A 25,471-nucleotide genomic window follows, 5' to 3' on the forward strand; every position below is an offset into this window, starting at 1 on the left:
ATCAGATGGAGAAAGGGCTGAAGCACATGAGCATTACAGAGAACGTGACACCGGCGCAAGAGACCTTAAACCCCTTTGAGATTGTGCAAAAACAGATTGATAAAGCGGCTGCCTATTTGCAGCTTCCGCAGCATGTTACCGATATTCTGAAGAAGCCGAAACGTGTGCTGACCGTCAACTTCCCTGTCAAGATGGACGACGGCAGCGTGATTGTGTTCGAAGGTTACCGATCCCAGCATAACGATGCGGTCGGTCCGGGAAAAGGAGGCATTCGTTTCCACCCCGACGTTACGCTGGATGAGGTCAAAGCATTGTCGATGTGGATGTCCTTCAAATGCGGCGTTGTCGGTCTGCCTTACGGCGGCGGCAAGGGCGGGGTTATCTGTGACCCGCACAAGCTGAGCAAAGGCGAGCTGGAACGCGTCAGCCGCGGGTTTATGGAGGCTATCGCCGATTTCATCGGTCCGGGTAAAGATATTCCAGCACCGGATGTCTACACGACACCGGAGATTATGGGCTGGATGATGGATACATACAGCCGCCTGAAGGGCGTCAACACGCCGGGCGTTATCACAGGCAAACCGCTCATCCTCGGCGGCTCCAAAGGCCGGAATGAAGCAACAGCGCAAGGCTGCGTGTACACAGTGCTTGCTGCGCTCAAGGAGCTGGACGTATCTCCGGAAGGTGCAACGGTTGCGGTGCAGGGCTTCGGCAACGCCGGACGGATTGCGGCTAAACTGCTGGCCGAACAAGGCTGTAAGGTTGTCGCGGTCAGCGATTCGAGGGGCGGATTGTATCAGGCGGAAGGTCTTGACTTGCCGAGAGTTTTTGCGCTTAAAGACCATGCCAAGCTGGCCGACTACGGCGAGTCTTACGTGATTACGAACGAAGAACTGCTGGAGCTGGATGTCGATATCCTTGTCCCCGCAGCACTTGAGAATGTGATTACCGGCGCCAATGCGGCAGGCGTCAAGGCCCGGATCATCGCCGAAGCAGCCAACGGCCCGACCACTCCCGAGGCGGACAAAATTTTGCAGGAAAATGGCGTGCTCGTCATTCCCGATATTCTGGCTAATGCCGGCGGTGTCACCGTATCGTATTTCGAATGGGTGCAAAATCTGGCGAACTTCTACTGGACGGAAGAAGAGGTGCTGGAGCGTCTGTCGCAGCGGATGTACGCTTCCTACGATGCGGTCCGCGCCTTAGCCCGTGAGCATGGCACCAATCTGCGCACCGCCGCTTTCATGATCTCCATTAAACGGATCAGCGAAGCGATGAGTGCCCGGGGCTGGATCTGATCCGGCATATTATGAAATGGAGGACACAATAACCATGACCCAACCTATTTCCATCGGCATCGTCGGCTACGGCAATCTCGGACGTGGCGTCGAGGCGGCCATCCGGCAAAATCCTGATCTTCGGCTGGAAGCGATTTTTACGCGCCGCGAACCCCACACGATAGAGGCGGGCACACAGATGGTGTCCATTAACGATATTGAGGCTTACCGGGGGAAAATTGATGTGCTGATTCTATGCGGCGGCTCCGCAACCGATCTGCCGGAGCAAGGCCCGGCTCTGGCGAAGCTGTTCCATACAGTCGACAGCTTCGATACCCACGCGCGAATCCCGGAGTATTATGCGGAAGTGGATGCCAATTCCAAGGCGGCGGGGACGGTCAGCGTCATTTCTACCGGCTGGGACCCGGGACTGTTCTCGCTGAACCGTCTGCTGGCAGAAGCTGTGCTGCCGGAAGGCAACGAGTTCACCTTCTGGGGCAAAGGCGTGAGCCAGGGCCATTCCGACGCGATCCGCCGTGTTCCCGGCGTCAAGAACGGCATCCAGTACACCATTCCGCGTGAAGAAGCGGTGGCGCGCGTACGCAGCGGGGAGAACCCGGTACTGGCTACCCGCGACAAGCATCTGCGCGAGTGTTATGTAGTGGCTGAGGAAGGCGCAGACCGTGAGGCGATTGCCGAGACGATCCGCAGCATGCCGAATTATTTTGCCGATTACGAGACGGTGGTTCATTTCGTGAGCGAAGAGACGCTGGCTGCAGAGCATGGCGCAATGCCGCACGGCGGCCATGTTATCCGAAGCGGGCGGACTGGAGCGGGGAATACCCAGATTGTTGAGTTCAGTCTGAAGCTGGACAGCAATCCCGAATTTACCGCCAGCGTGCTGGTTGCCTATGCCCGCGCGGCCTACCGTCTGGCCCAAAAGGGAGAGTCCGGCGCACACACTGTCTTTGATATCCCGTTCGGCCTGCTCTCGCCGAAATCGCCGGAGCAGCTTCGCAAGGAACTGCTGTAGCGTTAGTGGAGAGCCTGGTGAAAGAAAGAAGTCCGTGGAGGAAAAATGGCAGAATCAGTAGGAAGTGCATGAACTAAAAAGAGGAAGCTTAGGCTAGGTGTAGCTTGAGCTTCTTCTTTTTTTTCCACAAATCAAGAAAAATATTGCCGATTGTATGAGTGAGGACATCAGGTTTCCTTATCGTTTTTCAGCATGCGGTCAATGATATCATCCAGGCGATTTTGTGCGGACAGATGGCATTATCGCTATGAATCATTATATGTTCCAATTGGACCTTGACTGGGGTTACCCGGTAGATTTGTTTGAAAATATCATCCCCCTGACCAGACGCTGGTTGACCGGCAATGGTGGATATTTTTGCAAAAAAGATAAGGATGCTCTACAATCACGATGAGCAGTATCACAAGTAATGGCAAGTTTTTTGGGTTGGGAACGGGCGAGATTGCTTGGGGTGCATCGAATTCTAACCCAAAGAGAACAGTACACCTAAGCGTATGCTTCCGAAGCTAGTTTTGCACGAAGTAAATCGAAGAAGTATATGATAACAAAACTCTGAGGAGTGGTGTATATGGCGCGTGTTTTATTTATTAATGGCGGATCAGAGGGACATATCAATCCAACGATTGGAGTTGTGCAAGAGCTTATTTCGCGTGGAGTAGAGGTGGTGTACTTTTGTATAGAGGCTTTTCGGGAACGTTTGGAGAAGACCGGGGCTTCGGTACGAACATTTGACGATCAAAAATTTATAAAAGCCTTTATCTCAGGCGGAAGAGACTATTTACTCGAGAGAATCAACGGTCTTTTGCTTACGGCAGATATCTTCATACCAAGCGTTCTTGAACAGATCGAAGGAGAGCATTTCGATTACATCATCCATGATTCCATGTTTGGTTGCGGACATATGCTTGCTCAAATTCTTAAGCTTCCTGCAGTCAGCTCTTGCACTTCTTTTGCACAGACAAAAGATTCATTCGATAAAATGCTGGAACCATTCTTCACAGAAGTCTCTACAGAAATAGCTAAACCTATAAACGATAAATTTCAAAACCTGACGGCAATGATAAAGGACAAATACGAAGTGGAGATCCATTCTCCTTATGAAGTGTTCTGTAATCCTGCACCGCTTACAATCGTTTATACAACAAGGGAGTTTCAACCGGAGGGGGAAGCATTCGACCAAACTTATAAATTTGTAGGTCCATCTATCTCTTGGAGATGCACTCGAGAAAACTTCTACTTTCCTGCAATCAAGGAGAAAAACCTCATTTACATTTCATTGGGTACGGTCTTTAACCAAGCCATTGATTTTTATAAGCTTTGTTTTGAGGCATTTAAGAACACGGATCATTTTATTGTCATGGCAATTGGGAATAAAGTTCAAATTTCAGATTTAGGGAAAATTCCTAAAAACTTCATCGTACAGAATTACGTTCCACAAACGGATGTCTTACAATACGCAAAATTATTTATTACCCATGGCGGAATGAACAGTACCCATGAAGGTCTCTATTACGGTGTTCCGCTAATTGTAATCCCACAAAGCGCCGATCAGCCGATCATTGCCGGGCAAGTTGTCAATATCGGAACAGGCATTCAATTACAAATGCAAAGCTTGACCGCAAATCAACTGCGGGAATCAGCAGATCATGTGATAAGCCGCTCATCTTTTAAGAAAGCTGTTGCCAATATTAGCGAATCCTTTCGAAAAACGGGCGGGTATCATCAAGCCGTTGACGAGATTTTTCAATTCAAAAATACCAATTAAGGTATGGTGAGGCCAAAATCCACGTGAACCCGTTTGTTCATCTTCAACCTCCCGAGTATTCATTGCGTTCAGCCTGACGTGCAGATTATCCCACCCCATCAGTTTCCAGCAAGGAGTAGAAATTATCACGGTCTTCGTTATCAAATTTGCCAAGCGACCGTACCTTGATAAATTCATGTCCTCCATACATGCTTATTTCCTCACCGTACCTATTGTAGAGCGCGATCATATTGCCATCCCCATTCAACTCCATGTACCCGTAACAGTTTGCTTCGGGCGTTTCACCGTTCAAGAGCGTAAATCTGATTTTGATCACTTTGTGCATGCAGATCCTCCTTCTCTGACTTTCGTATTGGCGTTGAATTTATACAGCATCCACCACAAAATGTCAACAAAATTGTGAAAGTGAACAGTTTTGGAAAAAATCCGATAGAAGTTAGGGTGACACCAATTCGAGTTCCTTATAAGGAGAGAGTATATGTCCAGTAAATTAGTGAAAAATATCATCGTGTTTTGGCGGGTGATTTGAAGAAGCTGGAATCATTATATCCTATGGAATCAAAGAATAAGATTAGAAGCTTGCAAGGAATTGAACTTGCCGTTAACATGCAGAGCTTATTTCTGCCCGGTCAAAATATTAAGAATATTACACCGCTCAGCAAGCTGAAAAAACTGACGTTTTTAGCTGTTGACGGGAATCAGATTACAGACCTTACTCCCCTTTCCGGGTTAAGCAATTTGAAAAATCTGGTTGTTGACAGCAACAAGATAACAAGCCTGGCGCCGCTGGAACATTTACATAAGCTGACCGATCTTCTTGCCAGCAATAATCAGGTGGCTGATCTGCGTCCCATTCAGAAATTAAAGTTAAAATGGCTCTTGCTGAGCGGAAATAAAATTCAGGATTTGACGCCATTAAAAAATCATCCAACCTTGGAAAATTTATATTTGGACGATAACCTCATCTGGGATATTAAAGTGCTCACGACGATACCAAATCTGAAGGAAGTATCTTTGGCAAACAACCCGCTGAATGAGCAGGCAAAGCAGATTGTCGAGGAACTAGAGAATAACGGTATCACTGTGAACTTGGAAAATAGTTCTAATGAGAACAACTGATACGCAGATTATAAAAATGGCCATTGAGAGGCGGCGGAATTTACAGGAATAGCAGAATTAATGAAATATATAGCTGCTTGCTCAGCTTCCAGTACTTGATTGTCCGCTAAAAGTTATGTAGTATACATATTAGAGCATTGGTTTAAATGTTTAAACATTTAATCCCACGGGAAAGGTGAATACAACTATGGGCAAGCAGGCGCTGGAGATTTTCCGGGAGAGCCTCCCGATTCTTCAAACCTTAAGCGAAGTGCACCGTCAGGATATTCTGCTGTTGCTTTCCGAGAACGGCAAGATGACGGTAAATGAAATCACGGATGGGTTGTCATTGTCACGGCCGGCCGTCTCACATCATCTGAAGCTGCTCAAAAACGCGGGTGTCGTCAAAGTCGAACAATCGGGCACTCAGCGGTACTATTACTTAACCATGGAGGAATCCATACAATTGTTAAAAAAACTGCTGGTCGCGCTGGAGCGGGATTGTCTCTAGGCCGATCTCGTTACACGGGGTGAATATTATGAATCATTGGACATCGGAGCAGGTCGATCAAATTCTGCAGGAGCACCGGAAGAAATTCCACAGCGGTTATACGCGAAGTGTGGATTTCCGTCTGGACCAGCTTCAAAAGCTGGCGGATGCGATCAAACGAAATGAGCAAAGTCTTTTGGCGGCACTTTATCAGGATTTGCGTAAAAATGAATTTGAAGCCTACGCGACTGAGATTGGTTATACGCTGGACAGTATCCGGTACATGAGAAAACACTTGAAACGATGGGCGGAACCCAAAAAGGTACGAACACCCTTCTATCATGTTTCATCGCGAAGCTACATTTATAAAGAGCCTTATGGCACCGTTCTGATTGTTGGACCGTTTAATTATCCGTTTCAATTGCTGATTGAGCCGCTTATCGGTGCGATTGCTGCGGGAAATAGTGTTGTGCTGAAGCCTTCGGAGAATACGCCTACTGTTGCTGCTGCGGTCAAGAAGCTGATTCAGGAGACCTTCGACGAGAACTACATCCGTGTAATTGAAGGCGAGAAGGAAACAACCTCGGCCCTGATTCACGCTCCTTTTGACTATATTTTTTTTACAGGCAGTGTACCTGTCGGCAAAATTGTCATGGAAGCTGCGGCAAAAAACCTCGTCCCCGTCACGCTTGAGCTTGGAGGCAAAAGCCCTGCCATTGTAGACAAGACAGCAAATATTGCTATGGCCGCCAAACGGATTATTTGGGGGAAAATGATGAACACCGGCCAGACGTGCATTGCCCCGGATTATGTGCTTGCCCACGAGGATATTAAAGAGGAATTGATTGCTTCCATGAAAGAGGTCCTTGCAAGCTTCTACGGGCCGGATGCCAGACACAGCAGCGATTATGGACGAATTGTCAATGAACGCCAATTTGACCGGTTAGCCTCTATACTGGATAAGGATCAGGCGAATGTGCTGTATGGCGGCAAGACCCTTAGGGAGGAGCTATATATCGAGCCAACCCTTCTTGCTTCGGCTTCCTGGTCGGATGCGGCTATGCTGGATGAAATTTTCGGCCCAATTTTACCGGTTATGGGCTTCAAGCAATTAGAGGATGCAATTCAGACGGTTAACAGCCGTCCCAAGCCGCTCGCTTTGTATTTATTTACCGAACAATCCCAAGTTGAACATGAAGTCCTTACCCGTGTATCCTTCGGCGGCGGCTGCGTGAATGACACCATTTCCCATGTAGCCAATCACCATCTGCCGTTCGGGGGTGTGGGCAATGCCGGAATCGGGGCCTATCACGGGAAATACAGCTTTGACCTGTTCTCCCATGCCAAAAGCGTGATGACCAAAGGCACAAGGCTGGATGTGAAGCTCCTGTTCCCGCCTTACGGCGACAAGGTAAAGTGGATTAGAAAAGTTCTGCGCTAATGGTGGACAGCTTACTTAAGGGCAGCTTGTGAAGCTGCTCTTTTGTTTTAATAAAAAAATTAGATAAATCTTAAAATTTATATCCAATAGTGATACACTAGGATCAGGATTGATCCAAAACAGGTGTGTGACTAGGTCGCGCGCTGGCTTGCTGTGGCGCCTAAGCAGGAGCGCCTGCATCCTTCCTGCAAATCCGTAGGGTAGAAGGACGGTAAATAATGAGCAACCAACAAACAAAAACAGACGTTATTTTAATTGGTGCTGGAATCATGAGTGCAACGCTCGGTTCTCTGCTGAAGGAATTAGTGCCTGAATGGGAAATAACCGTGTTTGAACGGCGCGCGGGCGCAGGGGAGGAAAGCTCCAACGAATGGAACAATGCGGGAACGGGGCATTCTTCATTATGCGAGCTTAACTACACCACTGAGGGGCCGGATGGATCTATCGACATTAGCAAGGCTATAAAAGTGAATGAGGAGTATCAGTTCTCCAAGCAATTCTGGTCTTATCTGGTGAACAGCAAACGAATACAAGATCCGCAGGAATTTATTGTACCTGTACCGCATATGAGCTTTGTGCAGGGGCAAAAAGACGTAATGTTTTTACAAAAAAGATTTGAAGCGCTTTCAAAAAATCCGCTGTTTCAAGGCATGGAATTCTCCGATGATCCCGGGCAACTGAAAAAGTGGATTCCGCTGATGATGAAGAACCGGACACTCACCCAGCCGATAGCGGCAACAAAAATCGAATCGGGAACGGATGTTAATTTTGGCGCGTTAACACGCATATTGTTCGACCACTTAAAGAGCAACAATGCCCATATCCGGTTCAAGCATCAGGTTGAGGACCTTAAACGCACTAAGGACGGCTCGTGGGAGCTGCAGGTGCGAAATGTCGATAGCGGATCTGTTGAACGCCATACGGCCAGATTCGTCTTCATCGGAGGCGGGGGAGGAAGCCTGCATTTGCTGCAGAAATCCGGTATTCCGGAGGGTAGAGGGATTGGCGGGTTTCCGGTAAGCGGACTGTTCATGGTGTGTCAGAAGCCGGATATCGTGGCCCAGCATCATGCCAAAGTATACGGTAAAGCTGCGGTTGGCGCGCCTCCCATGTCTGTTCCGCATCTGGACACCAGAGTTATCGACAAGAAAGAATCGCTGTTCTTTGGACCGTTTGCCGGCTTCTCGCCTAAGTTTCTGAAGTTCGGCTCCATGTTTGATTTGATAACCTCCGTTAAGCCGGATAATCTCGTCACGATGCTCGCGGCAGGCGCAAAGAATTTTCAACTGACCAAATATTTGATCGGGCAAGTCATGTTGTCGAAGGAGCAACGCATGGAAGCTTTGCGGGATTTTGTCCCGGATGCCAAAAGTGAGGACTGGGAGCTGGTGGTGGCGGGCCAGCGTGTGCAGATTATTAAAGATACGGCTGCCGGCAAAGGTACCCTTCAGTTCGGCACGGAGGTGATCAGCAGCGCCGATGGCTCGATAGCCGCATTACTTGGCGCTTCTCCAGGGGCTTCGACCGCCGTTTCCGTCATGCTGGAGGTGATCAGCAAATGCTTCCCGCAGCATCTCAAAGCCTGGGAACCGAAAATCAAACAAATGATTCCTTCCTACGGCTTGTCCCTATCGGCAAACAGTGAGCTTCTGAACGAAATCCACACTTCAGCAGCGCAGTCGCTCGGCTTGACTACCGTAGCTGCGGAGAACTTTCCTATTTAGGAAGGTTCTTTTTTTGGGGAAATGTATTTTCATTAGAAGATGTGAAATTAATAAGATATAGTAGTACTCACGGAAATATTATTCGTAGAAGTCGATGTTGAAGCAGTAGTGAAGTTAATAACCTCAACTACAACCGTTACACCAATAACGAGAGCGGTATTGATGACTAGATTGGATGCTGTAAGAGTGCTCAGACCTCCCCGTTGTAAAGTACCATTAACAAATAAATTGTAATATCCACTGCTTGTAGGCACAACGAGGCCACCAACCGGAACGGCTGTACCGCCATCATTATTAAAACTTGGAGCAGGTATAGTTGTGGTACCTCCTCCAATATTGCCAATTACAACGGTTGCAGTATATCTGTTTACGGATGGAGTTACTGTTACCGTGGTAGTGGTATTAACACCCCCCGTAACTGCATTAATTGCTTTAAGAAACAATTTGATTATGGCCATTATCTATCACCTGCTTCATGATCTTGTTAATATATTCTATTAAATGGACAATAACTTCGTTTGTATGAATAACTAACTGCTATAAAACAAATATGCTTGAAAGGACAGCCAAATGAAAAGCATACTACTGAAGTATTTAGCCAGGTACACAACACTTAGCGGCGATGAGCAGCAGGCAGTCGTTGAACAAATACTGGTTCAGGAATATAAAAAAGGAACAGTGCTCCTTAGACAAGGAGATGTCCCTACTCAATGTTATTTCGTATTAAAGGGATGCGTCAGGCAGTATTCCATAGATGAAACGGGAAAAGAAGTCACATCGAGCTTCTATACAGAAGAGCAAGCCGTTTCGATTTTCAATTATCATAAACAAAACAGGTCGTCTGCGTACACATTAACTTGTCTGGAAGACTGTGTGCTGGTCGTTGGTGATCTCGATACCGAAAAGGACATGTTCCACAAATACTCACAACTGGAAACTATGACACGCAAGATGGTAGAAGCCAATCTGGGCGAGGTGCAGGAGGAATGGGCTTCATTTATTGCTGCTTCCCCTGAAGAACGCTACAAAGTATTGCTGCGCAAAAGGCCTGATCTGGTCAATCGTGTGCCCCAGCATCAATTGGCGAGTTATCTTGGTATGACCCCGGAGTCGTTGAGCAGAATTAAAAAGCGGATCAGTACGAGCGATGTTTAGTGCCGCCTCTGAACAGCAGCCAGATTCCAAAGCCCAGCTCCCCTGCAATCATTGGCACAATGAACACAACATTAAGTATCGAAATGAGCCGAAAACAATCAACCCGACAGACCAGATGGATTCGAATGCGTTCAGGAATAACATCATAAGCGCCTGGATTTGTTCAACTGTAAAGGAGGATAAGTACACAGAACGTGTTGAGAGCAGCAGCACAAAGATCAAGTCCATTATGGCAATCCCCAAGATAGCAGTATAAATAAGACGAAGCCAGGCGCCAAGTAGTGAGAGGCTTTTATTTAGCGGCTGAAGGAATACATAGAACGCCCAGGTTACGAGAACATCGGTAAGCATGATGATAACCCAGCCCAGGACTTCACCTTTGAAAAGATTAATCGACGACATAATGTTGTTATACGTGGCGCCGGCATCACCCTGTACAACCAGGCTCCCATGAACAAAGCCATAGGAAAAAAATGAGGCAAGCGTCATGATGAGAAGTGAAATGCCGGCGGTTAAAGCTGATCTTCGCTGATATGATAGTTCTTGGACTGCTGTAGGCATAAAAGGTAACCTCCTGTATAACGTTATTGATGCTCATTATATAAGGAGGCCCATGACGGAGCATTGATTTAAGTTAAGACAGCCTTAATTCTTATTCTGGACAAGCTTGCCTTTGACCTCACCAATTGTGATGTCTCCATGACCTGTCTGTGTAATGGTTGCATCTTGCGCCACGTGATTGATATCCAGACTGCCATCCCCTACATGGATCTCGGCTGATCCGCCTACCTGATCGACGGTGATATGTCCATTGATATTGTTAATAACGACATCGGAACCGATGTTGCTAACGTCGATATTGCCGTCCCGGTGGGTAGAAATGTGCAGGCTGATCTGCTTGGGAACTTTAACCTCCAGATCAACGGTCCCTGCGCCCAGGGCAAGGAATTGCGCCTGAAACTGTGCCTCTAGATAAGCATTATCCTTCTGTGCTTCCAGCTTTAGCTCCAATTTATCCATATCTATCCCACGGGCTTTGGCTGAAGCAACCACTTCGATTTTATCCGAATCGGAGCTGCCAGTAACCTTTATTTCTCCATTCCGATGTTCAATCACAAGATTCTTCAGATCGGCTGCGGGCAATTCAAGCTTTTTAGTCGCTGATTCTTCCTTATCCCCGCAGGCTGTAATCAAGAACAATAATACTATTAGTGTAGCCGACTGCATGATCTTCACTAATTTCATGTTATACTCCTCGCTAACTCCAGATTTTTTACGGGATCAGACCACATCACGTTTGACAAACACGGGATACGATATCAGATGCATGATCATGAGATGGAGACCAATGAATACGAGGGAAAAGCCTATGGTCACGCCTTCAACAGAAGGATTTCCGTATAGGAACTGTGTAAGATCCGTATGTGAGAAGACGAAGTATTTGGTCCAGGCCCAGCCATCCATGGCGATTGCAATCACGAACCCCGCCAACGATATGAGCAGGGAAATCACGATGGAGAAGGTTGTGCTCCGAAAGGCGGCGGATATCATAAAAGCCAGCGTAATCGAGATGAGCAGGAACGGAATATTGAGCGCATATTGAGCTGCCAGAGCCTGCGCTATCGAGGCGTCTCCTATGGCCTGGTCTTTTACAAATAAGTAGCTGTCCCCTAATCCGCCGAACCCGAAAATAAGGCCCCCCAGCAAAAGCGATGCCAGTATAGCTGCTGCAGACAGCAAAAGACCAAATAGGATGGCGGGGTGTTCTTGTCTAAATAGTATTGGTTCAGCAGCATGTGCTTCTCTGCCTGTCTGATTTCAATGTTCAGCGCATCCGGCTTGGCGGCCTCCATTTGAGATTGTACATTCTCTTGTTCCAGCGTCGCTCTCCAATTACCGTTTGCAGTATCACTTCCGGCTGTTCTACTATTTATGATCTGGAGCAGTACATACAGCAGCAGAACAGCGGCCATCACCCATGTGCGTGTCCGTTTATAGATTTTCATGTTTTCATTGCGAATGAATGGAATCAATGGTATTCTCCTCCTGTTATCTCTATGAACTTATCTTCCAGTGACTGTCTGAACGTATGGACTCCAAATATGTTAATTCCGGCAGCCATTAGCATTCGGGTAATTTCTGGAATTTGATCCTTATCGACGTGAATTTGTATATGACGGTGATCGGTCGTGATTTCATTGCCTGACATTATTGTCTGCAGAACTTGTACAGCCAGATCCGGCCGGTCAACTTCGAAAGAGACCTTGCTTCGTTGGTCATCCGCCATATCTGAAATCTTATGGATGCCTACCAGCTTTCCTTTTTGTATAATTGCGACGCGGTCGCACATCTGCTCCATTTCGGACATGAGGTGGCTGGAGATTAGAATGCCTACGCCCTCTTGCCCAGCCAAATGCTTCAAATGGCCTCTCAGCTCGCGGATACCCGCCGGATCAAGCCCGTTGGTTGGTTCATCGAGTACCAGCAGGGAGGGCTTGTGGACGAGAACAACTGCAAGTCCTAAGCGCTGCCGCATACCCAGGGAGTAGGTGGCTACTTTATCATTGATGTTATGCTCCAAGCTAACTAGGGCAACGACTTCCCGGATTCTTGCCTCTGTCACACCCGGCGTCATTCGGGAGAAGTGAATCAGATTGTCATAGCCGGATAAATATTTGTAGAGGTCAGGGTTCTCCACGATGACGCCGACCTGCTTCATGGCTTGTTCGAAGTGCGCCTGAGTGTCTGTACCGTTAATCAGTACTTGGCCCCCTGATTTGGACATCAGGCCGACGATCATCCGAATCGTTGTGGTTTTTCCTGCTCCGTTCGGACCGAGGAGGCCCAGTATTTCTCCTTTTTCCATATTCAGCGTTACCTGATCAACAATGACCTTGCTTCCTATTTTTTTGGTAAGGTCACGTATTTGCAGCAGCGACAATGCAACCACTCCTTTATCGGTAGTTGGAATGAGATGGGTTCTCCTTACTGCGGCGGATTCATCTCAGCCCTCTTCACACTATCAGAGCGGTTGTCATAAAGCCGAGTGACAAACAGTCATAAGCTTGATATGACAAGGAAATCAGGGCTTGGTCAGGCTGTTTGTGTTTACTTCAATAAGGTTGAATGGAGTTGTAAGACTATGCGCGTTTTCACCCGCAACCCGTGGTCATGGCAGGACTGGACCCTGCTTGGAATTCGTATTCTATGGGTCGTTGCCGTTATCATTCTGATGTATCAGGCTCAGCCGGTCTTTCCTTTCTGGCCGGTGTTTGTTCCTCTGTTGTTATGTAATCTGGTGCCCTTCTTATTCGTGAAAAGCCGTTATTATCGGTATTTGTCGGCGGAGTGTGTATTTGCTGGCGGGGTATCCTTATTTCTTGCTTTTGATCTTGGTTTGGTCAGACTGTTTCTGCCTGCTCTTTTTACGATTGCCTTCTATAGCCGCGGCCGGGCTCATTGGTGTTCGTTGCCTATAGCAGTAGCGTTGTTCGTGTGGAGTGCAGGGAATTCCGTTACTCAAAGCTTAAGCGATGCACTTATCTTGTACGCCATAAGCTTCGCGCTGCAGAAAGGTGCCTTGGCGATTGATGCCATCAAGCAGAAACTCGCGATGATTAAGGAGCAGTATACAATTCTGGAGCAGTATTCTTCACAGATTGAAAGAATGACGCTGCTAGAGGAACGTTACCGTATGGCCCGTGAGCTGCATGATACTATCGGCCATACTTTTACTTCCATGATTCTGGGGATGGAGACACTGAAATCTCATATTCAAACGGATGAGGGGGAAGCCAAGCTGCAGGGAATGCTCAAGCTGGCAAGGACGGGTCTGGATGATATCCGCCGCCAGGTGCATCAGATGGACCCTGCCGGGGAGGCGCTGCCGCTTGATCGGGCGCTGCTTCAGCTTAGCGATGAATTCAAGGAGAACACCGGGGTTCGGATTATATTTCGTACGATGGGCGAGCCATACCCTGTCATGAAGCAGGCTAAGCTTACCCTGTATCGGTGTCTGCAAGAGGCGTTAACCAATGCGAGCCGTCATGGGCAGGCTAGCAGCATTCAAGTTCTTTTGCAATATGATCATACCCAGGTGATGCTGCAGGTACAGGATAACGGCACGGGCAAGGATAACCTGCAATATGGCTTCGGTTTGACAGGCATGAAGGAGCGTCTGGACCAATTGCAGGGCAAGCTCTATATTCATTCACAGATGGATGCCGGCACGATGGTAACCTGCACCATCCCGAATTCCTCCCATGAAGGTGGAGAGAAGATCAATATTTTGCTGGCAGATGATCAGCCTTTGGTCCGTGAGAGCCTTCGATTGCTGTTAGGGGAAGAAAAGGATTTTGAAGTAAGCGTGGTTAGAGATGGCGAGCAAGCCGTCGAAGCATGCCGGAAGGAACGTCCCGACATTATATTGATGGACATCAACATGCCGGAGCTGGATGGTATCGCAGCTACAAAGATCATTAAAGAGGAGTGGCCGCACATTCGGATCATCATGATCACGACGATAGAGGATGTCTCCTTGGCGGCTGAGGCACTACGTATTGGAGCAGAGGGCTATTTGCTGAAGTCGATACATCCTAAGGAATTGGCAGCAACCATCCGGCTGATCTATAGCGGGGGAACGATGATCTCGCAGGATGTAGCGCATCAGTTGTTCCAACACCGGATAGAGGATAAGTTACAGAACCAATATGAACTGACCGAGCGGGAAATTGATGTGCTGCGGTGTCTGTCGGAAGGGCTTCGCAATAAGGAGATTGCACAGAAGCTGCATCTGTCGGAAGGAACGATACGAAATTATATTTCCTCTACTTACCTGAAACTACAGGTCAATAACCGTGAAGAAGCTGTAGAGAAGGCGAGGGTGGAGTGTCTGACTTGAGAATTACTATACTTCCGGTAGTTGCACTCTACTCTCACACAGTATAGAATGATTGATGAAAATTACTGGAGGGGGCGGGAATATGAGGGGGAAACGGAAGATTTACATTCAATCAATTGTTACAATTTCATATTCCCGTTCCAATAAACACTAAAGCATTTATTGCTTTAGTGTTTTTTATTTCACGGAGGTGTATAAGTTGACAAGGTACAAAAGAGTTCTTATTAAACTAAGTGGTGGAGCAGTTGCCGGGAGCACGGAATTTGGTTTCGACCCTGAAAGATTGGATCATATTGCAAACGAAATCATGTCAGTTGTGAACCTGGGTGTCGAGGTATCATTGGTTATAGGTGGCGGTAATATTTTTCGTGGCAATATGGCGGAAAACTGGGGAATAGAGAGAGCAGAAGCTGATAACATTGGGACATTCGCAACGGTTATCAATAGCTTGATGCTTCGTGGAGTTCTTAAAGCCAAAACAAACAAAGAGGTCCGTGTCATGACAGCAATGCCTATTACATCAGTGGCTGAACCATACATCAGACTAAGAGCCGTTCACCATCTGGAAAAGGGCTACATTGTAATTTTTGCAGGAGGAAACGGTCAACCCTACGTTACAACAGACTATCCGTCAGTTCAAAGAGCTATCGAAGTGAATTGTGAGGCTCTGCTAGTTGCAAAACAAGGTGTTGACGGTGTTCTGAATGCAGATCCTAAGTACAATAAAGATGCAAGAAAGTTCAGATCCCTGCACTACAACGATGTCATAAACCATAATCTAAAGGTAATGGATCAATCAGCGTTCATCTTAGCCAGAGACTACAATCTGCCTATGCATGTGTTCAACTTTGACAAGCCGGGCACAATGAAAGAGATATGTGAAGGGAAAAATAACGGTACGATAATTAGCGGCGAATCCATTTTAGAAATGGAATAAGTACTTTAAATCCTTATAAAAAAACCCATAGATCAAATTTATGACCCATGAGTTTGTATGGATATTTTTTTCAAGACCTTATTCAACATCATAACAGAACAGATATTATAAGTCTATATTTTTTTATTGGATTAGTTTACCATCTTGATATACGAAGATGAATGGAGATGGTAAAAGTGCTCAAAGAAATACTTGTAAACAATGCAATGACCTATGAATATCCACCGGACGGGGAGATTTTACCGATTATAGATCCGTATGACGGATGTACAATAGGATGTCCTTATTGTTTTCAATTAGGAGATGAGACTTGGAATACAAACTTGAATATTAAAATTAATATTTCCGATATTTTGCATAAAGAATTAATGAACTGGAATAAAGAAGATACTATATACTTGGGTAGCAAGTGTGACCCTTATATGGAAATAGAACGGAAATATCAGTTAACCAGAAAGTGTTTAATTGAATTAAACAAACTTAATATAAAATGTATGGTTACAACTAAAGCCGGATCTAAACTTGTTTTTAGGGATATAGATATACTAAAGCTTATGGGTGATACCTTCACGTTGCTTTTAGGATTATCTAACTTGCAGCAGTTAAGCAAGGTTGAAGATTATACTCTTTTAAGTAATATACAGACAGCCAATCAATTGCATCGAATGGGCATTAATGTATGGGTATTTATTACTCCGATTTTACCTGGGATTACAAATGTAGATGCAATGATTGACGCTTTAGATCAGGACATTCCCGTTTTTTTAGACAAGGTTAGATTAAGCCGGAACACAAGACCTGCACTTATGCTGGAACGTTTCATTGAAAAAAATCACCCTCATTTAGCAAGCACATATAAAGACATAATTTATAACCAATCAGATGTGTACTATGAAGATGTGAAAGAAAAGTGGAGCAATAATGAGAGAGTTAAGTTTGATTTGAATAGACTCAAATAAGAACGGCTGATTCCATCAATAATGGAGTCAGCCGTTCTTTGGGGTAGGAGCGGATTACAGATTCGCCAGAACTACGGCGAGAATAGCTATAAAGGCCGGCAGGCCTTGAACGATCAGAATGGATTTCTTGGAAGTGATGCTGCCGTAGATCGCGGCAACTGCGACACAAATCAAGAAAAACAATTGAAGCTGAAACGCGAACGTGTCATTCGGATGGAGCAAACCCCAGATTAGACCCGCGGCCAGGAAGCCATTATATAACCCCTGGTTGGCTGCAAGCGATTTGGTTTCCTGTGCAAACTGCTTGGTCGTCCCGAACGCCTTCTGCGCTCTTGGGGTAGTCCACATAAACATTTCCAGCGCTAAAATATAGATATGCTCCAGCGCAACAAGCGCTACGAGTATCGTACTCAAAATCATCATCGTTATCCCCTCTTTAATTCAAAATGTATGTTCCGAAACTTAGGCAGGATAGCCTCCTCCAGGCGGTGGCCAGGCTCCATGCAGTCGGCGCAGCAGTACAATTTCTCCTAGATGGTAGGAGTTGTGTGAGGCGATATTGCGTAAAATGCCTCCCTTGGTCTCCCCGGGAAAATACGGGAGCGGATCGTCGAGCCGGGCGGTCTGAGCAATGGCGACGGCCTTCTCCACACCTTGCAGCAGATGCTCAATGGCATTCTGTAGCTGTGCCTCGTCCGCCGGGGCATCCTCATCAGGCCAGCTTTCCTGTACACTTCCTGGCATTTGCGGCTTGCTGCCCTCCAGGTGAGTCAGCATGAAATCCTGCCAGTAGCCCATATGCTTCACCAATTGGTAGATCGTATACGGGACCCCTTCCGTGCGTTGTCCGGCAAGCTCCAGGGTAATATCGGGCAAGGCTCTGGCAATCGGAATATGCCCGCGTTCTCCAACTAACGATTTCACAAGAGCTTGACCAAAAGCATGATTGGATTCGGACATTAGTAAGCTCCTCCTCTTTATATTATGTATTAGTTAACAAAATTATATTTTGTAAAATCTAATTTTACAAAACTAAATATACCTGAATTCAGCTTTTTTGTCAATCATACCATTCCTTGCGCAGATTGGATGTGTGGATTAGTTCTGGAATCCTTCCATTGCAGGAATATTCCCTTGAATCGTTGAATATATCCGAAAGCATACTATCCGAAATAGAGGCATATTCAGGATATGCCTTAGCTGCAGGAGGAGAACAGCATGAAATCCATCACCGTTCTAAGTCTTACGGAAACGTTCCACCTGGAAGTACTTGCGGGAGAGAGCCGCATGGACCGTGTGATTACCCGTCCACGGACACACAGACCGGGGCTGGAGTTCGTCGGATATTTTGATTTTTTTCCGATGGAACGGGTCCAGGTGCTTGGCCGCAAGGAGATCAACTATTTATTGACGCTGAGCGTAGAAGAGCGCAAATTGCATATCGGAAATATCGTGAAATATCATCCGCCCTGTTTCATTGTAACCTCAGGCCAGCAGGAGATTCCTTATTTGACCCTGTTCTGCAATCAGGAGGGAATTCCGCTGCTGCGGACCGCGGATACGACAACGGAGTTTATCGCCAAGCTGGATAGCTTCTTGGTGAAGGCGCTGGCACCCGAGCTGTCAATTCATGGGGTGTGTGTGAACGTATCCGGTATCGGCATCCTGCTCAGGGGCAAGTCCGGAATCGGCAAAAGCGAGACTGCGCACACGCTCATCCGCAGAGGCCACCGGTTCGTGGCCGACGACGTGGTGGTGCTCAAGAAGCTGGGCCCGGCGACGCTGCTCGGGACCCATAACGAGACCACACGCGAGTTCCTAGCGCTGCGCAGCATCGGGCTTATCAATGTTGTGCGCCAATACGGGCGCAGGGCCTTTCAGGATGAGACACGGATTGTGCTTGACATTGAGCTGGCTCCGTGGCAGGAGAATTCGCTGAACAATGAGCTGGAGCTGGTGCCCCAGTTCACGAATTATCTGGGCGTGCAAATTCCGCATATTGTGGTCCAGCTCCAGCCGGGGCGCGATGTAGCCGGCCTGATTGAAGCGGCCGCCAACAATTGGTACCTCAAGCAGCTCGGCTACAGCGCCGCTGAAGACTTCATGAAGCGGATCGAAGACGGGATGCAGTCTCAAGGGGATTGCTGAGGAGAGATTTAGCCGCCTAAATAATCTATATAAGCCGTTTCCTGTTAAATCCGGGGAACGGCTTTTTTAGCACGGTGGTACAAAAGCAAAAATGCTTGCTTAAGCATACAAAATGTTTCCTTTCATACGTTACCTAATATTTTATCTATTGATATATTGAGATGAGATTATGGTAGAAAGGTGATCAGAATATGAGAATTGCAAAAAAGGGTATGGCCGTGTTTGCAGCACTGTTGCTTGCGTTAAGTTCATTTTCATTCAACATGGGGACTGCTTTGGCTACAGATGTGAACAGTAAGTATATTGTGAATGGCGGTTTTGAAACCGATTTCTGGAGTGATCATTCATGGAGTGTGGAAACGGCCAACTGGGATCAGGTGAAGATTCAGCAATTTGCTTACGCGAGTGATACCTATATCACCCCGAATGAAGGGACCCATGCCTTCAAATATTGGATCAAGGATACGGCTGCTGGAAAGCAGGCGGTCACAGTGAAGCAGACGATTCCGGCGCTTCCTGCGGGAAGCTATGAGCTTTCGGTTCATTCGATGGGTGGGGATGGCAACGCAGCGGGCGCTGTGGAGTTATTCGCAGGGGCAGAGAAGAGCGATGCTGTGGCAACTACGGGCTATAATGCTTGGGGGACGGCTAGCCTCAAATTCGTCTTGAAGGAAGAAACCTCTAACCTTGTCATCGGGGCGAATATAAACGGCGGTCCAGCCGCATGGGGATACTTGGACGGCGTTGAGCTGAAGCAGGTGAGCACGGATACGAATCAGCCGGTAGCGGCAGATATTTTTGTGAAGAAGGTTGAAGGGCTGCGGTCTGATTTTATTAAAGGTGTGGATATCTCCAGTATCATTTCTTTAGAGCATAGCGGAGTTAAGTTTTATAATCAGGCCGGAGAAGTGCAGGATATTTTTACAACTGTACATGAAGCCGGAGTGAACTATGTTCGGGTGCGTGTATGGAATGATCCGTTTGATTCAGCAGGCAAGGGGTATGGCGGCGGCAATAATGATCTGGCGACCGCAATCCAAATCGGTAAAAGAGCGACGGCTAATGGAATGAAGCTGCTGGTTGACTTCCACTATTCCGATTTCTGGGCTGATCCGGGCAAGCAGCATACACCAAAGGCGTGGGCGAATCTGAGTTTTGAAGACAAGAAGACCGCGCTGTATAACTATACCAAAGAAAGCCTGCAAACCCTGATCAATGAAGGTATTGATGTTGGTATGGTTCAGGTAGGCAACGAGACCAATGCGCAATTTGTCGGGGAATCCGATTGGTCGAAGATCAGTGCGTTATTTAATGCAGGAAGCAAGGCGGTTAGAGAGGTTGATCCGAATATTCTGGTTGCGCTACATTTTACGAACCCGGAGTCGGCAGGCAGATATGCGTCCTATGCGCAACAATTGCAGGATAACAATGTAGATTATGATGTGTTCGCAAGCTCTTATTACCCATTCTGGCACGGCACATTAAGCAATTTGACGTCTGTTCTGAAGCAGGTGGCTGACACCTATGGCAAAAAAGTAATGGTGGCCGAAACCTCTTATACGTACACGGCTGAAGATGGCGATGGACACGGAAATACCGCTCCGCTGAGCTCAGGTCAAACACTCGACTACCCTGTTAGCGTTCAAGGTCAGGCGAATTCGGTCAGAAACGTAATTGAGGCGGTTGCGAATGTGGGTGCGGCGGGGATTGGCGTGTTTTATTGGGAGCCTGCGTGGCTTCCGGTAGGTCCGAAAGAAAATCTGGAGCAGAACCAAAAAATTTGGGAGCAATACGGTTCAGGCTGGGCATCCAGCTATGCGAAGGAATATGACCCTAAGGATGCAGGGGTATGGTATGGCGGCAGTGCCGTTGACAACCAGGCTTTGTTTGATTTCAGCGGCCATCCGCTTGCATCGCTGAACGTGTTCAACTATGTGAATACAGGGGCTGTTGCTCCGCTTGCCATTGATGAAATCAAGGGGGTCTCGGTGACTGCAATTGCCGGGGAGAAGATTGTTTTGCCGAGTGTCGTGAATGTTACTTACAATGATGGCAGCGCCGGAATCATACCGGTCGTATGGGATCAAGCCGCGCTTGACCAAGCCAGTAGCCAGGGGGCCGGCAATTATGTGATTCCAGGAGCTGTAGAAGGCGGTCATACGGTTCAAGCTACTCTGGTCATTAAGAAAGAGAATTTCGTCTTGAACGGAAGCTTTGAGAATAGCGACAGAACGATGTGGGAGATCACCTATGGTGACGGAAGCGAGCCGCATACGGGCTATCAGAACAAGGTGTCGGATGCCAAAACCGGAAATTATTCACTGCACTTTTACTCTGAAAAAGGCGTGGATTTCACGGTTACGCAGAACGTGTACGGCCTGAAGCCGGGTTATTATAATCTCTCCATGTTTATCCAAGGGGGAGATGCTGCCAGCTCCGATATGAATCTCTTTGCCGTAACAGGCGGTAAGGAAGTGAAAGTAAGCACCGGTGTGAACGGGTGGGTGCAATGGAATAATCCTGAGATCCAGAATATTCTCGTTACCAATGGAACGCTTACGATTGGCGCGAATATTAAAGCATCCGGCGGCGCATGGGGAACTATTGATGATTTCTACTTAAGCTTTGTAAAAGATGCCGAGGGGCCGAAGCCTGACCCGGGGACGGAAAATCCGGGAACTCCGGGAACGCCTGGAACGCCTGAAAATCCAGGGACACCTGAGACTCCACCGACACCAACACCAGTACCGACACCAGTACCAACACCAACACCAGTACCGACAGTAACAATTCCGGCTGCAGCGGCAACAGCAGCACCAACAGCAACGCCAGAAGTGAAGCCTGAACCAACACCTGCACCAGTACCGGAAGTGACGTTTGACGACAAGGTTGTCAATGCTGAAAAAGTATTATCCAGCCTTAATAAGAAGTTAGAGGAAACCAGCGCTAATCCTGCTAAGGTTCAATTTAAGGACACTGCCTCCCACTGGGCCGCTGCAACAGTTAACATTTTCGTTAGATTGGGACTCATTAATGGATATGCAGATGGTACCTTCCATCCTAACGCAAAGATTACCCGTGCCGAGTTTGCTACGATTATTGCAAAAGTATTTGATATTTCAGGTACGGGTACGGGAAATACATTATCTGATATCGGCGGTCATTGGGCGGAAGGCTCAATTCAAGCGTTGACTGAGAAAGGAATTGTTTCAGGATATCCAGAGGGTACATTTAATCCAAACAAAGAAATCAGCCGTGCTGAAATTATTTCTATTATCTCTAGAATTATTAACCTTAATAATGTAAAGGCTGCTGCAGCATCTGCGTTCTCAGATATTGATGGTGCATGGAACAAGGATCAAATTGAGAAGGCTGCAAAGATTGGCATAATTAGCGGAGAAGGCAATGGACAATTTGCGCCAGACAGATCCTCTTCTCGTGCAGAAGCCTTAACCATTGTTTTACATGCACTTCAAACGAACCTGGAAATTAAAACACTATTAGAATCTATTAAATAGTCAAAACTCCATGCGTACTCTAAACCCTCTGAGAATGAGGGTTTTTTTTATTTGCAGACAAAATCATAACGAAGCTCTGCATAGAAATGAATCTGCTTGATGATCCTCTGGAAGAGGTTATTTTGTGTCTTGCGAGCTGTGCGCATCTTTTATTTATAAGAAATTTACATATGTTAATAAGGCCCTTCCTCATACAGGCTACAATTGTAATATGAAGAAAAAGGAGCAGAACAGATGAATGACAAATATAACTCAATCCTGGAGAAGATCCTGGATCGCTACAATACCTATATGAACAAGGAAACCTTGGAGAGACTTGTAGATGTCGAGAAGAGGCTTCATTACGGCAAGGGTGAGCTGATTACTGCTGAGAACAAGGGCTGCCTCTTGTTGTCGGGCATTCTGCGCGGATTTTATTTGGATGCGGACGGCAATGATGTGACACATATGTTTGTTTTAGAGGGTAGTGCTTACGGTTTGAATTTTTTGACTACAGACAAGCCGCATGTATGCAGCTTCGAGGCTTTGGAGGCATGCGTTGTGGTTGAACTCAATTGGGCGGTAATTATTGATCAAATACAGAATAATTCAGGCTTAATGATGGCCTATATTCACATGCTTGAGGAGGCGTTGAAACGAAAAATACTGCGCGAAACCAGCCTCGTCACCAAAACGGCCACAGAGCGGTATCTCGATTTGAAGAAGGAATACCCGCAAATAGAAAAAAGGGTAAACCAAGCGCATATTGCATCTTATCTGGGAATTTCGCCTGTATCCCTGAGCCGTATCCGCCGCGTGATTAGAGAGGAGAACTAAACGCACAAGACTTGAAAGGAGATGGATCAAATGGAAGCTACAACCAAGCAAGAGAACATCCAATCGAAATTCGGAGCGAAATCGACCGCCCAGCAAATTGCCGATAACTATAATTTGAGAGGAAAAAACGCGATTGTAACAGGAGGATATTCCGGTGTGGGCCTCGAAATTACGAAGGCACTGGCAAAGGCCGGTGCAGAGGTGCTCGTTCCGGCTCGCAATCTCCTCAAAGCACAGGCAGCTTTGAAGGGGATTTCGAATGTGAAAATAGGTGTAATGGATTTAATGAAGCCCGATTCCATTGATGTTTTTGCTGAACAGTTTCTGTCTACCGGTAAAAAGCTGCACTTACTTATTAACGATGCGGGCATCATGACCCCTCCGCTTCAAAGAGACTCCCGTGGCTATGAATCCCAGTTTTCTACAAATCATCTCGGCCATTTTCAACTGACCGCAAGACTTTGGCCTGCTTTAGTGAATGCGGAAGGGGCGCGTGTGGTTGCGGTCTCTTCAAGAGCGCAGCGCTGGGGTGGTGTTCTTTTTGATGACCCCCATTTCTCCAGAACTGCGTATGATCCCAAGAGGGCGTATGCACAGTCCAAGTCAGCCAATGTATTGTTTGCCGTGGAGCTTGACCGATTAGGCAGAGCCTACGGTGTCAGAGCGTTTGCAGCCCATCCCGGTCTGGTTCCCTCCACCAATCTTGGCAGCAGCTCTATGGGTGAAGACGCCTCCGGTCTGGCAACAGGCATGATGAAAATAGTGCCCCGAATCTTACGGTTATTCCGTGTCACTAGTGTACTCAACCTATTTAAACAGTTGAAATCCCATCATGTTGGCGATGAATTTAAAACCAGCCAGCAGGGGGCGGCGACTCCGGTCTGGTGTGCATTAAGCGGAGAATTGTCTGGCAAGGGTGGCGTATATTGCGAGGATTGCAACATTGCAGTCGCTGTCGAGGATAGCAACTCGCCTTATGGTGTGCTGCCGTGGGCAATTGATCCCGTACAGGCCACACGTCTGTGGTCACTGAGCGAGGAATTAACAGGTATTTCAGATGCCCTCTCTTTTCCGCAAGTAGAATCAAGCAGTGCAATTTCCATTAATCTACAATGACTATAGAGCGGTAGAAATGAGGTGAACCATTGAATGTACGAGTGGCACAAGCAAATCCAAATCATCGTTAATGAAATTGACGAGTGTATTAAGAATCGTAACAGTGAAGCTATAACGCTGCGATTTCTTTCTCACAAGTTAGGTTATTCCGAGTTTCATACTACGAGAAAATTCAAGGAAATATCGGGTATGCAATTTAGGGATTATCTGCGGCAGAGAAAATTAGCGTTTGCATTAAAAGAGGTCCGGGATAGTGAAAGAAGCATTTTGGATATTGCTTTTGATTATGGTTTTTCATCACATGAAGCGTTTACCAGGGCTTTCAAGGGAACCTATGGTGTAGCTCCAAGTGAATACCGGAAAAAGCCTATGCCTGTCGCCCTTCGTACAAAAATAAACTCGTTCGACCGCTACTTTTTCGGATATGGAGAGATGGGTATGATCCAATCTGCAGATGATATTAACATTTATTGTGTAACCATTCCCGCACACAAATTTTTGCACATTAAAAATTATGAGAGTAATGGGTATTGGGATTTTTGGCAGAAGCAGAGTCTTATTCCGGGACAGGATAGCGAAACCATTTGCGGCTTACTTGATAGTATCAAGGGCAAATTGGATGATGATGGCGGGAGTGAGTCTAACGGCGGCAGCGGTCAGATTATGGCATACATTAATGACCCGGATGGCAGACTCTGCGATTGGGGAATTCGACGCACAGAGTGTTTTGGTGTACGACTTCCTTTCGACTATAAAGGCGAAGTACCCCCACAAATGCTTATGATTGATGTTCCCGAAGCCGAGTATATTGTGTTTGAACATGGGCCATTCGATTATGAGCAGGAAAATCGTAGAGTAGAGGATAAGATGGAAACGGCAATGGCAACTTTTGATTTTGCCGAAACGGGTCACTGCCTGGATACTTCCCCTGGGAGAATCAGTTACGTGTATCACGATCCAGAGCGGTTTTTGAAGTATATCCGGCCAGTACGGAAGTTATAATCAATACAATCCTGCAGGGCATGGATTTGAATATGTATATGCAGGCTATTCGGCTATGAAACGTTACCTAAAAACAGAGGACCTCTATTTAA

General features: G+C 46.9%; 24 protein-coding genes and 1 pseudogene. 16 read left to right on the forward strand and 9 right to left on the reverse strand.

All coding sequences use genetic code 11. The features are described from left to right. Positions 1-26: 26 nt before the first annotated feature. The 3 genes from B212_RS0128000 (at position 27) to B212_RS0128010 (ending at position 4,075) form a co-directional block, all read left to right on the forward strand. The gene (locus B212_RS0128000; protein ID WP_028531077.1) at positions 27-1,298 is read left to right on the forward strand and encodes a Glu/Leu/Phe/Val family dehydrogenase; all 1,272 of its coding nucleotides are present in this window, start codon (positions 27-29) and stop codon (positions 1,296-1,298) included. A 34-nt stretch (positions 1,299-1,332) separates the two neighbouring features. Further along, complete coding sequence (locus B212_RS0128005; RefSeq protein ID WP_019914625.1) at positions 1,333-2,310, forward strand: diaminopimelate dehydrogenase; 978 nt, start codon at positions 1,333-1,335, stop codon at positions 2,308-2,310. A gap of 568 nt (positions 2,311-2,878) precedes the next feature. Further along, positions 2,879-4,075, forward strand: coding sequence for a macrolide family glycosyltransferase (locus tag B212_RS0128010; RefSeq protein WP_019914626.1), 1,197 nt, complete (start codon positions 2,879-2,881; stop codon positions 4,073-4,075). An 85-nt stretch (positions 4,076-4,160) separates the two neighbouring features. Here the strand turns inward: B212_RS0128010 and B212_RS0128015 are convergent, their stop codons facing one another. After that, complete coding sequence (locus B212_RS0128015) at positions 4,161-4,400, reverse strand: hypothetical protein (protein ID WP_019914627.1); 240 nt, start codon at positions 4,398-4,400, stop codon at positions 4,161-4,163. A 200-nt stretch (positions 4,401-4,600) separates the two neighbouring features. Here B212_RS0128015 and B212_RS0128020 point away from each other — a divergent pair, with 200 nt between their 5' ends. From B212_RS0128020 to B212_RS0128035, 4 genes are all read left to right on the forward strand, one after another. Further along, complete coding sequence (locus B212_RS0128020; RefSeq protein ID WP_019914628.1) at positions 4,601-5,194, forward strand: leucine-rich repeat domain-containing protein; 594 nt, start codon at positions 4,601-4,603, stop codon at positions 5,192-5,194. A 187-nt stretch (positions 5,195-5,381) separates the two neighbouring features. Continuing rightward, on the forward strand, positions 5,382-5,684 hold the full coding sequence (locus B212_RS0128025; RefSeq protein ID WP_019914629.1) for an ArsR/SmtB family transcription factor: 303 nt from the start codon (positions 5,382-5,384) through the stop codon (positions 5,682-5,684). Between the two features lie 28 nt (positions 5,685-5,712). After that, complete coding sequence (locus B212_RS0128030) at positions 5,713-7,104, forward strand: aldehyde dehydrogenase (protein ID WP_019914630.1); 1,392 nt, start codon at positions 5,713-5,715, stop codon at positions 7,102-7,104. Between the two features lie 218 nt (positions 7,105-7,322). Next, positions 7,323-8,828: a malate:quinone oxidoreductase gene (locus B212_RS0128035; RefSeq protein ID WP_019914631.1), complete on the forward strand. Its 1,506-nt coding sequence runs from the start codon at positions 7,323-7,325 to the stop codon at positions 8,826-8,828. A 47-nt stretch (positions 8,829-8,875) separates the two neighbouring features. Here B212_RS0128035 and B212_RS34140 read toward each other — a convergent pair whose 3' ends face one another. After that, the gene (locus B212_RS34140; RefSeq protein WP_084673365.1) at positions 8,876-9,286 is read right to left on the reverse strand and encodes a DUF4183 domain-containing protein; all 411 of its coding nucleotides are present in this window, start codon (positions 9,284-9,286) and stop codon (positions 8,876-8,878) included. A gap of 112 nt (positions 9,287-9,398) precedes the next feature. Between B212_RS34140 and B212_RS0128045 the strand changes: the two genes are divergently transcribed. Next, positions 9,399-9,983, forward strand: coding sequence for a Crp/Fnr family transcriptional regulator (locus B212_RS0128045; protein ID WP_019914633.1), 585 nt, complete (start codon positions 9,399-9,401; stop codon positions 9,981-9,983). Here the strand turns inward: B212_RS0128045 and B212_RS32605 are convergent. From B212_RS32605 to B212_RS0128065, 5 genes and pseudogenes are all read right to left on the reverse strand, one after another. Next, positions 9,964-10,544 (reverse strand): annotated as a pseudogene (locus B212_RS32605) (DUF4386 domain-containing protein). The gene B212_RS0128045 and the pseudogene B212_RS32605 overlap by 20 nt on opposite strands. Positions 10,545-10,628: 84 nt before the next feature. Further along, complete coding sequence (locus tag B212_RS0128055) at positions 10,629-11,228, reverse strand: hypothetical protein (RefSeq protein ID WP_019914635.1); 600 nt, start codon at positions 11,226-11,228, stop codon at positions 10,629-10,631. A gap of 36 nt (positions 11,229-11,264) precedes the next feature. Continuing rightward, positions 11,265-11,690: a hypothetical protein gene (locus B212_RS35585; RefSeq protein ID WP_051128190.1), complete on the reverse strand. Its 426-nt coding sequence runs from the start codon at positions 11,688-11,690 to the stop codon at positions 11,265-11,267. Then, positions 11,654-12,016 (reverse strand): hypothetical protein, encoded by a 363-nt coding sequence (locus B212_RS35590; RefSeq protein ID WP_036668581.1) that lies wholly within the window; start codon positions 12,014-12,016, stop codon positions 11,654-11,656. The genes B212_RS35585 and B212_RS35590 overlap by 37 nt, the downstream gene beginning before the upstream one ends. Then, positions 12,013-12,924 carry an ABC transporter ATP-binding protein gene (locus B212_RS0128065; RefSeq protein ID WP_019914636.1) on the reverse strand — a complete coding sequence of 304 codons (912 nt, stop codon included), beginning with the start codon at positions 12,922-12,924 and terminating at the stop codon, positions 12,013-12,015. The genes B212_RS35590 and B212_RS0128065 overlap by 4 nt, the downstream gene beginning before the upstream one ends. A 201-nt stretch (positions 12,925-13,125) precedes the next feature. Here B212_RS0128065 and B212_RS0128070 point away from each other — a divergent pair, with 201 nt between their 5' ends. From B212_RS0128070 to B212_RS0128080, 3 genes are all read left to right on the forward strand, one after another. Then, on the forward strand, positions 13,126-14,883 hold the full coding sequence (locus B212_RS0128070; RefSeq protein WP_019914637.1) for a helix-turn-helix transcriptional regulator: 1,758 nt from the start codon (positions 13,126-13,128) through the stop codon (positions 14,881-14,883). 199 nt (positions 14,884-15,082) lie between these two features. Then, on the forward strand, positions 15,083-15,820 hold the full coding sequence (pyrH, locus tag B212_RS0128075) for a UMP kinase (RefSeq protein ID WP_019914638.1): 738 nt from the start codon (positions 15,083-15,085) through the stop codon (positions 15,818-15,820). 176 nt (positions 15,821-15,996) lie between these two features. Continuing rightward, on the forward strand, positions 15,997-16,779 hold the full coding sequence (locus B212_RS0128080; RefSeq protein WP_019914639.1) for an SPL family radical SAM protein: 783 nt from the start codon (positions 15,997-15,999) through the stop codon (positions 16,777-16,779). Positions 16,780-16,833: 54 nt separating this feature from the next. Here B212_RS0128080 and B212_RS0128085 read toward each other — a convergent pair whose 3' ends face one another. Together B212_RS0128085 and B212_RS0128090 are read right to left on the reverse strand one after the other, a co-directional pair. Continuing rightward, positions 16,834-17,202 (reverse strand): DUF1304 domain-containing protein, encoded by a 369-nt coding sequence (locus tag B212_RS0128085; protein WP_019914640.1) that lies wholly within the window; start codon positions 17,200-17,202, stop codon positions 16,834-16,836. A 39-nt stretch (positions 17,203-17,241) separates the two neighbouring features. Further along, positions 17,242-17,739, reverse strand: a complete 498-nt coding sequence (locus B212_RS0128090) for a DinB family protein (RefSeq protein WP_019914641.1) — start codon at positions 17,737-17,739, stop codon at positions 17,242-17,244. A 258-nt stretch (positions 17,740-17,997) separates the two neighbouring features. On the opposite strand from B212_RS0128090, the gene hprK reads away from it, so the two are divergent. The 5 genes from hprK (at position 17,998) to B212_RS0128120 (ending at position 25,379) form a co-directional block, all read left to right on the forward strand. Then, positions 17,998-18,927, forward strand: coding sequence for an HPr(Ser) kinase/phosphatase (gene hprK / locus B212_RS0128095; RefSeq protein WP_019914643.1), 930 nt, complete (start codon positions 17,998-18,000; stop codon positions 18,925-18,927). 191 nt (positions 18,928-19,118) lie between these two features. After that, on the forward strand, positions 19,119-22,445 hold the full coding sequence (locus tag B212_RS0128100) for a glycosyl hydrolase 53 family protein (protein WP_019914644.1): 3,327 nt from the start codon (positions 19,119-19,121) through the stop codon (positions 22,443-22,445). A 234-nt stretch (positions 22,446-22,679) separates the two neighbouring features. Further along, a complete protein-coding gene (locus B212_RS0128110; protein ID WP_019914646.1) occupies positions 22,680-23,261 on the forward strand; it encodes a Crp/Fnr family transcriptional regulator in 582 nt (193 codons plus the stop codon). Between the two features lie 30 nt (positions 23,262-23,291). Then, the gene (locus tag B212_RS32620; protein WP_019914648.1) at positions 23,292-24,377 is read left to right on the forward strand and encodes an SDR family NAD(P)-dependent oxidoreductase; all 1,086 of its coding nucleotides are present in this window, start codon (positions 23,292-23,294) and stop codon (positions 24,375-24,377) included. Positions 24,378-24,410: 33 nt separating this feature from the next. Further along, positions 24,411-25,379, forward strand: coding sequence for a helix-turn-helix transcriptional regulator (locus B212_RS0128120; RefSeq protein WP_019914649.1), 969 nt, complete (start codon positions 24,411-24,413; stop codon positions 25,377-25,379). Positions 25,380-25,471 lie beyond the last annotated feature (92 nt).

The sequence above is a fragment of the Paenibacillus sp. HW567 genome, assembly GCF_000374185.1.
GTDB lineage: Bacteria > Bacillota > Bacilli > Paenibacillales > Paenibacillaceae > Paenibacillus_AQ.